Source organism: Colwellia sp. 12G3, assembly GCF_002836775.1.
In the GTDB taxonomy this organism is placed as follows: Bacteria; Pseudomonadota; Gammaproteobacteria; order Enterobacterales; family Alteromonadaceae; genus Colwellia.
The window spans coordinates 305170-317387 of sequence record NZ_PJAQ01000066.1 but is presented as its reverse complement, the minus strand read 5'-3'; the positions used below and the strand labels follow the sequence as shown (position 1 = coordinate 317387).

The window sequence follows — 12218 nt, the reverse complement described above, 5'->3', positions numbered from 1 at the left end:
TAAGTATTATACTCAAAAGTAACACTAATGTATTAATCATCTTTCATCACTATGCTAATTTTTGCACATCGCGGCGTCAGCGCCGTTGAACCAGAAAACACATTACTCGCCATCCAATCAGCAATTGATATTAAAGTCGATGGTATTGAAATCGATATATTCGAGGTAGAAAACCAGTTCGTGGTGATTCATGATCGTAAGCTAGAGCGCACCACGTCAGGATCGGGATTAATTACCCAGCAGACTTTTGATAAAATACGCCAACTCGATGCAGGAAAAGGTGAGAGAATACCGACATTAGAGGAAGTACTCGCGATTATCCCGCCTTGTTGTTTGTTAAATATAGAACTTAAAGGAATTAACAATGTTTCCTTACTGCTTGAATGTATTGATAATGCAATATCTCGGTACGGCATTGAAAGTAGCCAACTCTTGATATCCTCTTTTAATCATCAACAACTGCAACAACTATCACGGCAACGTCCTGAATTAGCCATTGGCGCACTAACAGCATGTTTACCAATAGGTTATGCCAAATTTGCTACTACGCTAAATGCCTATTCAGTACATATAAGTATTGATGTTGTTAATGAGCATTTTGTGAAAGATGCACATCAACGCGGGCTAAAAGTATTTGTCTATACGGTAGATGAACATGAAGATATTACTATGCTAGTCGATTTAGGGGTTGATGGCATTTTTGCCAACAACCCTAAACAAGCAAGACGGTATTTACAGCAAATTTATTCTTAGAGAGTAAATAACCTAATCTAGGGATAAGCAGCACTTGCTCAACATTCCCATTTTTATGTGGCTCTCATCGTTAAACGTCGATAAATAGCTAGCCATTCATAAACGTTTTACCTTGATAACCGCAGCAACTGAAACATTGATGAGATATCTAACGACTCTGACTTTTTGTAGGTTTTTGCATTGGTATCTTTTACTAAAACATCAAACACCCATTATCCAAAGTTCAGGTTAAATCTTAAATGACTTGCTTGCCATCCTTTACTAATGCCGTTAATGGATTAACGCCAAACTGATAGCATAACTCTGCAGGTTGGCTAACATTCCATAATGCAAGATCAGCATCATAACCAACGGCCAACTGCCCTTTACTTTCGCTTAATCCTAGGGCCTTAGCGCCATAACAGGTAATTCCTGCCAATGCTTCACTCGGTGTTAACCTAAATAAAGTACACGCCATATTAAGCATTAAATGAATATTATGAATAGGAGATGTTCCTGGGTTTGCATCGGTAGCAACCGCCATTGGTACTTGATGTTTTCTTAATAATTCAATCGGTGGTAATTGCGTTTCACGTAGGAAGTAAAAAGCGCCAGGTAATAATACCGCGGTCATACCCGATTTTTTCATCGCCTTAATACCTGCTTCATCAAGAAATTCAATATGATCAGATGACAAAGCATTATAGTTTGCTGCAAGCTCTGAAGCACCTAAGTTAGATAATTGCTCTGCATGAACTTTAATAGGTAAGTTATGGAATTGTGCTGCATCAAAAACACGTTTAGTTTGCTCTAGACTAAAACCTATGCCTTCACAAAATACGTCAACGGCATCTGCTAAGTTTTCACTTACCACTTGTGGCAACATTTCATCGCAAACAATATCAAGGTAGCCTTCGGCATTATCTTTATATTCTGTCGGTAAAGCATGCGCACCGAGAAAAGTACGCTTGATCGTCACGGGAAGTTCATCAGCTAAAAGACCTGCTACTTTTAGCATTTTAATTTCATTTGCCGTATCTAAACCATAACCTGATTTAATTTCAACAGTAGTCACACCCTGTTGATGTAAAGCAGTTAGACGCGGTAAAGCACTCGCAAGTAACTCTTGCTCACTCGCCTTTCGCGTCGCTGAAACGGTTGATACTATACCACCGCCAGCGTTGGCTATTTCTTGATAGCTTTTACCCTGTAAACGCATTTCAAATTCATTGGCACGATTACCGCCATACACTAAATGCGTATGGCAATCGATTAAACCTGGCGTTAACCATTGGCCTTTGCCATCAATAATATCAACAGAGTCGACCTTCAAGCTATCACCATCTTTGTCAGATAAAGAGTCTGATAATGAATCAGGTAAATCACTTTGCTTACCTAGCCAAACAATTTTTCCAGCACTAATCGCTAAGGCGCCATTGATAATTTCACCATAGCTATTCGCGCCATCAGTCATCGTTGCCAGATTTACATTGATATAAAGGGTTTGCCAGTGCTTAGAAAGTGTCATATCGCTACCTAATGGAGAAAGTGATGAATAATATGAAAGCAAAAATAACCAGCTAACCTCAATATAAAGGCAACTAGCGAATAAGCTCACCATGATAGAAAAATTTTACCTTGAAACTATGCAAACCGCAACTTGTATATACAACTCTTGCCTTTTCATTAAAGATGTGAGATCGTATAAATAAGTTCAAACAAATGCAAATATCATCATGACTGTCAATTCTAGTAATAGCACTAATATCAGCGTAACAAAAAAAGATAAGCCAGCTAAGTATACTATTATCAAACAATATATCTGTGAGAATATTGAATCAGGTGAATGGCCGCAAAATGCAAAAGTACCTTCTGAAAACGAACTAACTCAGCAATTTAATGTCAGTCGTATGACAGCAAGGCGTGCCTTACAAGATTTAACCGAGCAAGGAATAGTAGTTCGCTCTCAAGGTGCAGGTACTTTTGTCGCAACGTTTAAATCCCAGTCTTCATTATTAGAAATTCGTAATATTAGTGATGAGATTAGTGGTCGTGGTCATCAGCATAAAGCGAAGCAGTTATTATTAAGATCTATTGCCGTCACTGAAGAAATAGCTATTTTACTCAACTTAAAAAATAACGAACATGTTTTTTATTCTGAGATATTACATTATGAAAATGATGATCCAATCCAGTTAGAACACCGTTATGTAAATGCCAGTTTAGTGCCTGAGTATTTATTACAAAACTTTACTGAAATCACTCCGCATGAATATCTTTCATCAGTTGCGCCGTTAACGGAAGCAACCCATGAAATAGAAGCGGTTTTAGCTAGCACTGATATTTGCCATCAGTTAGACATACCCTCGAGTACACCTTGTTTACAAGTGAAGCGCCGTACTTGGTCAAAACAAGGTGTCGTTAGTGTCGCTATCTTAACATCACCAGGCAATAAATATCGTTTAGGCAGCCACCTTAAATTTTAAATAGGCCCAAAATAAAAATGTTAAGGTCATCACTGATGTTTTTTATCTTAGCATGAACATTCTTAGGATAATGTAGCCCTGCATTGTCTAACAAGATTTTTCTGTACTGTTTGCATTCACTAAGAAGCTGCGTCCATACAGCACCCTTATCAAAATCAATGACTGTAATTGGTATTGGAGCTATTCCTGATAGACAGAAATAGCTCCAAAGCCTAGTATTTTAAAACGATAAGTTATTCAAAATATCGTCATCAACCAGATTAGCTAAAGTGACTTTAAGCTTAGGCGTTCTTGCCATTTCGCGTTTTATAGCAAAATTGGCTTCTGAATTTCGCGCCCAGCTACGTCTTGCAATACCATTGTTAACATCAAAGAGCAGCATAGATTTTAGTTTACGCTCAGCATCTTCAGTGCCATCAAGCAACATACCAAAACCACCGTTGACCACTTCACCCCAGCCTACGCCGCCACCATTATGGATAGAAACCCAAGTAGCGCCACGGAAACTATCACCAATTACATTATGAATAGCCATATCTGCAGTAAAGCGACTGCCATCATAAATATTGGACGTTTCGCGATACGGTGAATCTGTGCCACTTACATCATGGTGATCACGGCCTAATACTACTGGACCAATTTCACCATTGTTGATGGCGTCATTAAAGGCTTTAGCAATTTCCATGCGGCCTTGAGCATCAGCATAAAGAATACGAGCTTGTGAACCAACAACTAATTTGTTTTGCTTAGCATCTTCAATCCAAGTAATGTTATCTTGCATTTGCTGCTGAATTTCTTCAGGTGACTCTTGCATGATCTTTCTAAGAACACTTGCTGCAATGGCATCAGTTTTATCTAAATCTTCCGATTTACCAGAAGCACATACCCAACGAAATGGTCCAAAACCATAGTCAAAACACATTGGCCCTAAGATATCTTGAACGTATGATGGATATTTAAAGTCAATGCCATTTTCAGCCATAACATCGCCACCGGCGCGTGAAGCTTCGAGTAAGAAAGCGTTGCCATAATCGAAGAAATAAGTACCTTTGGCTGTATGTTTATTTACTGCGTCTGCATGTCGCCTAAGTGTTTCCTGTACTTTAACTTTGAACGCTTCAGGCTCTTCTCGAATTAATCGATTTGATTCTTCATAGCTAATGTCTACTGGATAATAACCGCCTGACCAAGGATTATGTAATGACGTTTGGTCTGAGCCTAAGTGAATAAAAATTTCTTGCTCGAAAAAACGTTCCCATACATCAACGATATTACCTATGTAGGCAATTGATACCACTTCTTCATTGGCTTGTGCTTCTTTCACACGTGCAACAAGCTCATCCATGTTATCAATTAGCTCGTCAACCCAACCTTGCTGATGACGTTTAGTTGCGGCATTGGCATTCACTTCAGCACAAACAGTAATGCAATTAGCAATATTACCTGCTTTAGGTTGCGCACCACTCATGCCACCTAAGCCTGCTGTTAGGAATATTTTCCCTTTAGACGTTTCACCTTTCTTGCCACCGGTATTAAGGACTTTACGGAACGCATTCATCACAGTGATTGTAGTGCCATGAACAATGCCTTGCGGACCAATATACATGAAAGAGCCCGCGGTCATTTGCCCGTATTGTGTTACACCTAAGGCATTAAACTTTTCCCAATCATCTGGCTGAGAGTAATTAGGGATCATCATGCCATTGGTTACAACAACACGAGGCGCTTCTTTTGAAGAAGGAAATAATCCCATCGGGTGACCAGAGTAAAGATGCAGTGTTTGATCACTTTCCATTTCACTCAAATATTTCATCGACAACAAGTATTGTGCCCAATTTTGAAAAACCGCACCATTGCCGCCATAAGTAATTAACTCTTCAGGATGTTGTGCAACAGCAGGGTCTAGGTTGTTTTCAACCATTAGCATGATTGCCGCTGCCTGAGTACATTTAGCAGGATAATCGCTAATCGAGCGTGCTTTCAAGGTATAACTTGGCTTGAATCTGTACATATAAATACGACCAAAATCCTTTAATTCTTGAGCAAACTCTACCGCTAATTCTTGATGCCATTCTTTAGGAAAGTAACGCAGCGCATTTCTTACCGCCAGCTGCTTTTCGTCAGCTGATAGTATGTCTTTGCGCTTAGGAGCACGATTTGCATCGGCAGGATAAGCTTTTGCCGGTGGTAATTCGCTTGGGATCCCTTGCTTTATACTCTCTTTGAAAAGCGTTAGGTCTTGAAAATTCATCGTTGTTGTCATAGCAATGGGCCCTTTATTAATGGTTTAAGCTAACGGTAAATGCTTGCGACTTAACTAATTTTATCATGGCATCGATGTCAGGTTTTAATAGTCTATCTTCTTCAAGTTTAGCTACCTTCGCTCTGATCACTGCATGGTTTAGTTCAATAAGTTCTGAGCATTTATTAGGGCGTCTAAATTCGATAGCCTGTGCCGCATACATTAACTCGATAGCCAGTATTTTCTCTAAGTTACCTAAGATTTGATTTAATTGTCTGCCAGAAATACTACCCATAGAAACATGATCTTCCTGACCCATAGAGGTAGGTACACTATCAGCGGATGGTGGAAAACAAAGAGATTTGTTTTCTGTTACCAATGCAGCCGTCGTATATTGTGGGATCATCATCCCTGAGTTTAAGCCACCTGCAGAGGTCAATAATCTCGGTAATCCGTGTAAACCTTCTAACAATAAATAACAACGTCTGTCAGAGATATTACCTAACTCAGAAGCCGCAATCGAAGCGTAATCTAGAACCATCGCTAGTGGTTGGCCATGAAAGTTACCACCTGAAATAGCCTCTTCGCTACTGATAACAATTGGGTTATCCGTAACAGAGTTCATTTCAACTTCCACTAACTCTTCTAAATGATAAAACGCATTACGTGATGCGCCATGCACTTGTGGAATACATCGTAATGAATAAGGGTCTTGAACACGTTCACATTCTTCATGGTCAGCCATGTTTTGTGAACCTTTAAATAAACTTCTCATGCGTCCCGCAACTTCAAGGTTTCCTTTAAATGCGCGTACTTGATGCAACTCTTCTCTAAATGGAGATTCGCTGCCTTGCATACCTTCGATACTCATTGCACCTGTGACATCAGCAAGGTCTAATAAATAACGCATTTTAGTTAGCGCTGTAATGGCATGGGATAATATAAATTGTGTGCCGTTAATTAACGCCAAGCCTTCTTTAGCGTGCAGGTCCATAATATCTAGACCATTTTCGCTAAGTAATGGTGCTGCAGCGACTATTTTATCGGCTTGCCCCTCTTCACTTATCCAAAACTCACCTTCACCAAGTAATGGTAAAAACAAGTGAGAAAGTGGTGCTAAGTCACCCGATGCGCCTACTGAGCCTTGCTCTGGTACAACAGGAATCAAATCAAGTTTGATAAACGCTAACATACGTTCTACAACGTCAAGGCGAATACCTGAAAAACCTTGGCTTAGCGCATGTACCTTAGTGATTAACATCAGCTTAGAAATTGCTTTTTCGATTGGCTCACCAACACCTACGGCATGGGTGATAAGCAGATTTTTTTGTAATAAATTAGTATCTTCAGGTGAAATTTGTGTATCACATAATGGGCCAAAGCCCGTGTTGATACCATATACAGCTTTATCTGAAGCAGCCATTTTCTCTACGCGTTGGCGGCTTATGTTGATTTTATCTATCGCTTCTTGGCAAAGCTCAGCTTTGATACTGCCATTAGCAATACCATTTACAATATCAAGATTCAGGCGATCAATACCGTATTTAAATGTCATCTTAATGCTCCTAATTATTTAGTTGTTTTATGTAGCTTAATACCCTTATTTTATCTTGCCCTATATGTTTTATAAATACATAATAACCATAATTCATTCCGGATTTACCGAACTAAAGAGGGCAACTAAAAACTATGCAAGTTCATGACGTTGATTTACGTTTACTCCGGATTTTCGTCGCCATTGTTGAATGTGGTGGTTTATCCGCGGCAGAGTCCCGTTTAAATATAGGTCGTTCTACCATAAGTGCCCATTTATCGGATTTAGAAGTTCGTTTAGGTATCAAATTATGCAACCGTGGCAGAAGTGGTTTTGAGCTCACAGAAACAGGCCGTGTTACTTATCAAGCATCGCTAGAGTTACTACAACAATGTGAAGCATTTACCAGTACCGTTGCTAGTTCGAAAAATGAACTTTCAGGTCGCGTAACTATTGCAACTATTGATACTTTTGTCAGCGATCCGCGCTGTGGTGTTGCCCGTGTTATTTCAGCATTAAAAGCGAAAGGCGATAACCTCCAGTTTGATATTAATGTCTGTGAAGCACGTGAAGTAGAAATATCGGTAGCTAATGGCCGTTCGCTAGTTGGCCTAGGAGTGAGTCGCCATCACCTGCGTGGTTTAGATTATTATCCACTACACAATGAAACCAACTATTTATATTGCGGTCAAGGACACACGTTGTTCGACTGTAAGCCGTCAGAAGTAACTAGACTGCTTGAAACCGCTGAAGTGATCACCAGTAACTATATGCGTGATAGAGAAGTAAGAAATGATGGCTTAAATTATCAAAACAGTGCGACGGCCTACAATGACGAAGGCATAGCTCACCTTATATTGTCAGGTGAGTTTATTGGTTATTTACCAGAACACTATGCGAATTATTGGGTTGATAAGGGCTTATTTAAGTCGATTCTTCCCCAAAAATACTTTTATAAAATCCCAGTGATGTTAATTTCTTCAAAAAGCAACATGGCTTCGCCGTTGGCAAACGCACTGATAGAAGAAATTAAGCGCTGTCATTCTTTTCGATAATCTTGGAACTCAAAAATTAACATGCCTATGCACTTGGCTCAAGGACGTCACCCCCGTGGTGTCTTAATCGGGGGATCCAGCTTCTAAAAGTGATGGATCAGGACAATATGCGTCCGGCATTGTCTAATAAGAAGCATCCATGCTCCGTTTTAATCAGAGACTTAGAAGATGACGTTTACAGCAAAATCCTGAGTTAACTTGATAGGCATAAAAATTAATGGAATATATACTCGTTCTAGGAACTGCGGGTATAAATAGAAAAAAGGGCAACAAATGTCGCCCTTTTTAACTATTTTTCTCTACTTTTTAAAACGCAGCTTTAATATCTTCGGCTGTTTTTAACCTTCTTATTTCATCAAATAGATCACCCGCTTCTGGATAATGATTTTTTAAATACTTCAGCCACTGCTTAATACGATTACAGTAATACTTGCTCTTGTCGCCGTGAGTTTCAAATTCTGTATAGGCAGATAATATAGCCAGCACTTCTAACCACGGCATAATATCGCTTTCTTGTTTAATAACTTGTCCTAAATTAGGAATAGTTAAGGCACCACGACCAACCATAATATCTTTACAGCCAGAAACTTCTCGACACTTAACTGCATCTTCTAAATTCCAAATTTCTCCATTAGCGATAACGGGAATATTAATGGCATTTTTAATTTTAGCAATCCACTGCCAATGTGCTGGTGGTTTGTAACCTTCTACTTTAGTACGGGCATGTACAGTCAGTTCATTGGCACCTGCAGCTTCAACCGCTTGCGCATTTTCTATGGCAAGGGTTTTGTCTTCATAACCCAAACGAATTTTAGCACTGACAATGGTGTCGCTGGGTACCGCTTCTTTAACTGCTTTTATTATTTGATAAAGATTTTCGGGGTCTTTTAATAAAATTGATCCACCACGACTTTTATTAACCGCTTTAGAGGGACAGCCAAAGTTTAAATCGATACCACTTGAACCAAGCTCTATTACTTTGGCGGCATTTTCAGCCATATACTCAGGGTATTGTCCCAATAACTGTACTCGAACAGGGGTGCCTGCTTTCGTGCAGCTGCCGTAAACATTAGCATTAATTAATTCAGGGCAGTATCGATGAAAAACACGTTCTGGCAGCACTTGGTCAACCACACGAATAAACTCAGTAACACAGAGATCATAACTACCTACTTGCGTGAGTAATTCACGCATCCTGTAATCTAGCACGCCTTCCATAGGCGCAAGTACAACGCGCATTAGTGTGAAGTATCCTTTGTAGAATTCAGTGATTTAGCCGTTTTATTTATCCGAAAACGAGTGGCGACATTAATGAGTAAATAATAAAAAGCTAACGTTAAAGAGGCTACCGTTAGATGAATAAATAACGTGAATGGCTGTAAATTTTCTTGCCAGAAAAAGATTGGCCCTGCATACGTCACATAACAAAGATCCAAAATAGTGACATGGCCCCATACAACAAGAAACAGTAGTTTAGCTTGATGACGAATTATAAATTTTGTTGGGAATAAATTCAAAAGTTTGCTCTTTAATAAATATCAGCGCTAGTATATCAAAAGCGCTGTGGCCCAGTATATTAATCCTTTTGATATAAGAAAAAATTCCTATGTAGTTAACTCAGAGTCTTACTGTACAAGTCATACTCGAAGTATCTGATCAAAGATGACGTTGACAAACTGGAGCCCTGATTAATACACCACGAGGATGACACCCTTAAGTCAGGTGCATAGGCGCGTAAGAAAATTATCACTTAAACATCAGAAAAGGAATTACTCATCTTGGTCTAGCCAGTTGAGTAAATCATCATAAACAAATGAGTAATTTAATTCGGAACGTGTTTTTGTAGCTGAGACTATTTTTGGTTCGCTCGCTGATGCCAAGTTACTCTCTTCAAAACTAGGTGCCGGTAATTGTAAGGCAATCGCTGCCGCTTGATAATATTGCTTTTTAGTTACCTGAGTTGAACTAACTCCATTAAAAATACCACCTTGGATGTCACTTTGTAACAATGCATGAATAAGACCAATGGCATCATGTTGATGAATTAAGTTAACAATAGCCTGTGGACTTTTGAGCATACGGCCATTTAATAAAAACTTGCCCGGGTGTCGATTTGGTCCCACTAAACCAGATAACCTGAGTACATAAGCAATTCTCTTAGCTAAGTTAGCATTTGACTCAATATCACTATTTACATTGAAATTTAGCACCGCTTGCTCTGCATCATTTAATACAGACACTTTATCTGCAGATAAATCTAACTCAATACCTTCATCAACCTGTCCTGATAAACCGTTATATATAGCACTGCTGCTCAGTAAAATAATCTGTTCAACGCAGTTACCAGCTTTAGCCGATTCAACTAACTGCTTTACTTTCTCAGCATAGTCAACTCGACCTTGCCTAAATTGTGGCGTAATAGCGATAACTAAACATTGTTGTTTAAAAATGGGGTGGCTATTTAACAACGCTTGATCTGCTGGTAAGCATAACACCGCAGTATCAACGCCTTGGCTTTTCAATTGTTCGGTATTCTCAATGTTACTTCTCGTTGCGAGTACTGCTACTCCTTGTGCTTTCAACTGATGTGCTAATGCGCTGCCCAGCCAACCACAACCAACTATGCCTACAGAGGCAATTACCTTAGTGCTTACTTCGTTACTCATCATGTTTATTCTCATTTTCTCTATTGAAGCTGCTCAAAAGACTTTATCTGTTTAACAAGTGCTTTAGCTAAGCCGTTAGGCATAGGGATTGATAGATTGTATTGGGATATTTTCCAGCCTTGCTTAGTTTTTATCAATACGCCTGAACCACGACAAGTACCATAACTTTCACTGAATAATAATTCATCAAAAAAGGCTACCTGCCCTTCTTTAACTAAACTGATGTTTCGTTCAGTCGGAGTATAGAGCCAGCCTGTGCCTTTTGAAAAATAAGGTACCACAAAGGCTTTAAATTCCTCTTTACTCCAACGCTCGCTAGCATCAGTGCCAAGAAAAATGGCCTCTTCGCTAAATAAGTCGAAGTAAGGTTTTGCTTGAGCATCTGCTGCCGCCTGATGAAAGCTATTTAACACTTTAGCTATACTTTGTTCTTCACTCGCGGCAAGCGCGGTCAAACTGCATAACTGAGCAGTTAGTCCAAAAACTACCGTTGCGACTAACAGATAATACTTTTTCATATTTTCTCACTTTTAACGTTATGGCTGATATTAGCCTTGATATTTTCGTTTAGCTTAGCGCTAATTGAGAACTTACATTAGGCTTTTGGAGCTAACACCGCATAACTTCCGGTGAAGGTAGCAGCAACTTTATCACCATTGTAAAGCTGAGCTGTTAACTTAATACGCGCATTTTTTCCCAAGGTTAATCGAGTAAAGTCACCCGATACTGATTCAGTACAAACTTTTGCATACCCCATGCCTGTTATCGGTGCATGATATTCAATATTCGCCTTAGCTAAGACAATATCTCCTTTAAGTTGTAAGTGTTGCAACTGCAAATATACCCACCCCCAACCTGATAAAGTAGCCAAGGTATAAATACTGCCAGCAAACATAGTGTTATGCAGGTTTTTATTAAAACTGCCCTCACAATGTGTAATAAGCTCTTTACCATCAAAATAACTAATTTTAATGTTCATCGCTTTACTGAGCGGAATAGTGTCATGCCAAATATTTTGTAGTGCCACTGATAATTTTTGTTGATGATTATCACAAGGGACTAACGTTTTACTCATGGAGAAATGTTCAATTTCATCAAACAATCGGTGTGAAAAACCATGCAAGGTATAACCAAGTCGCTGATAAAATATCACAGCATTTGCTCGAGCATTCAAAGTCAAATCAGTAATACCTAGCTTTTGTGCTTGAAGCTCTAGGGATTTCATCATTTGCTGACCAAGACCTTGCCCTTGTGCTTCTTCGCTGACTGCCATGAAGCGTATTTGACCGCTGAACTGGCTAGATTTCTCTAGTCTTCCCACAGCGAGTACTTCGTTATTTTCATCGATAATCATACGATGAAGGCTTTCCTGCTCGAGGCTATCACGTTCACTGCCTAAGACTTGTCCCCATGGCTGACGTAATATTTGCCAACGTAGTTGGTAATATTGCTCAAACTCTAAAACGGTTTTTGGTGACCTGCAGACTTTCATTGGCTATCCTT

At 39.4% G+C, this 12218-nt stretch carries 11 protein-coding genes; 3 read left to right on the top strand and 8 right to left on the bottom strand.

Annotation, left to right across the window (positions count from 1 at the left end; genetic code table 11):
- Nucleotides 1-51: 51 nt before the first annotated feature.
- Complete coding sequence (locus CXF71_RS15745) at nucleotides 52-753, top strand: glycerophosphodiester phosphodiesterase (RefSeq protein WP_101233892.1); 702 nt, start codon at nucleotides 52-54, stop codon at nucleotides 751-753.
- Nucleotides 754-988: 235 nt separating this feature from the next.
- Here the strand turns inward: CXF71_RS15745 and hutI are convergent, their stop codons facing one another.
- Entirely contained in the window at nucleotides 989-2260 is a 1272-nt protein-coding gene (hutI, locus tag CXF71_RS15740) for an imidazolonepropionase (protein ID WP_101234213.1), read from the bottom strand.
- A 208-nt stretch (nucleotides 2261-2468) separates the two neighbouring features.
- Here hutI and hutC point away from each other — a divergent pair, with 208 nt between their 5' ends.
- Complete coding sequence (gene hutC / locus CXF71_RS15735) at nucleotides 2469-3218, top strand: histidine utilization repressor (protein ID WP_101233891.1); 750 nt, start codon at nucleotides 2469-2471, stop codon at nucleotides 3216-3218.
- Nucleotides 3219-3438: 220 nt separating this feature from the next.
- Here the strand turns inward: hutC and CXF71_RS15730 are convergent, their stop codons facing one another.
- Nucleotides 3439-5481 (bottom strand): urocanate hydratase, encoded by a 2043-nt coding sequence (locus tag CXF71_RS15730; protein ID WP_101233890.1) that lies wholly within the window; start codon nucleotides 5479-5481, stop codon nucleotides 3439-3441.
- A gap of 16 nt (nucleotides 5482-5497) precedes the next feature.
- Nucleotides 5498-7015 (bottom strand): histidine ammonia-lyase, encoded by a 1518-nt coding sequence (gene hutH / locus CXF71_RS15725; protein WP_101233889.1) that lies wholly within the window; start codon nucleotides 7013-7015, stop codon nucleotides 5498-5500.
- Nucleotides 7016-7149: 134 nt separating this feature from the next.
- Between hutH and CXF71_RS15720 the strand changes: the two genes are divergently transcribed.
- Entirely contained in the window at nucleotides 7150-8049 is a 900-nt protein-coding gene (locus tag CXF71_RS15720; protein ID WP_101233888.1) for a LysR family transcriptional regulator, read from the top strand.
- Between the two features lie 306 nt (nucleotides 8050-8355).
- On the opposite strand, the gene dusC is transcribed toward CXF71_RS15720, so the two are convergent.
- The 5 genes from dusC to CXF71_RS15695 all read right to left on the bottom strand — a co-directional run bounded on the left by dusC (nucleotide 8356) and on the right by CXF71_RS15695 (nucleotide 12207).
- Complete coding sequence (gene dusC / locus CXF71_RS15715; protein WP_101233887.1) at nucleotides 8356-9288, bottom strand: tRNA dihydrouridine(16) synthase DusC; 933 nt, start codon at nucleotides 9286-9288, stop codon at nucleotides 8356-8358.
- Entirely contained in the window at nucleotides 9288-9566 is a 279-nt protein-coding gene (locus tag CXF71_RS15710) for a hypothetical protein (RefSeq protein WP_101233886.1), read from the bottom strand. Before CXF71_RS15710 ends, dusC begins: the two co-directional genes overlap by 1 nt.
- A 252-nt stretch (nucleotides 9567-9818) precedes the next feature.
- Nucleotides 9819-10718, bottom strand: a complete 900-nt coding sequence (locus CXF71_RS15705; RefSeq protein WP_101233885.1) for an SDR family oxidoreductase — start codon at nucleotides 10716-10718, stop codon at nucleotides 9819-9821.
- A 17-nt stretch (nucleotides 10719-10735) separates the two neighbouring features.
- Nucleotides 10736-11233, bottom strand: a complete 498-nt coding sequence (locus tag CXF71_RS15700) for a nuclear transport factor 2 family protein (protein ID WP_101233884.1) — start codon at nucleotides 11231-11233, stop codon at nucleotides 10736-10738.
- Between the two features lie 77 nt (nucleotides 11234-11310).
- Nucleotides 11311-12207: a bifunctional GNAT family N-acetyltransferase/hotdog fold thioesterase gene (locus CXF71_RS15695; RefSeq protein WP_101233883.1), complete on the bottom strand. Its 897-nt coding sequence runs from the start codon at nucleotides 12205-12207 to the stop codon at nucleotides 11311-11313.
- Nucleotides 12208-12218: the final 11 nt, after the last annotated feature.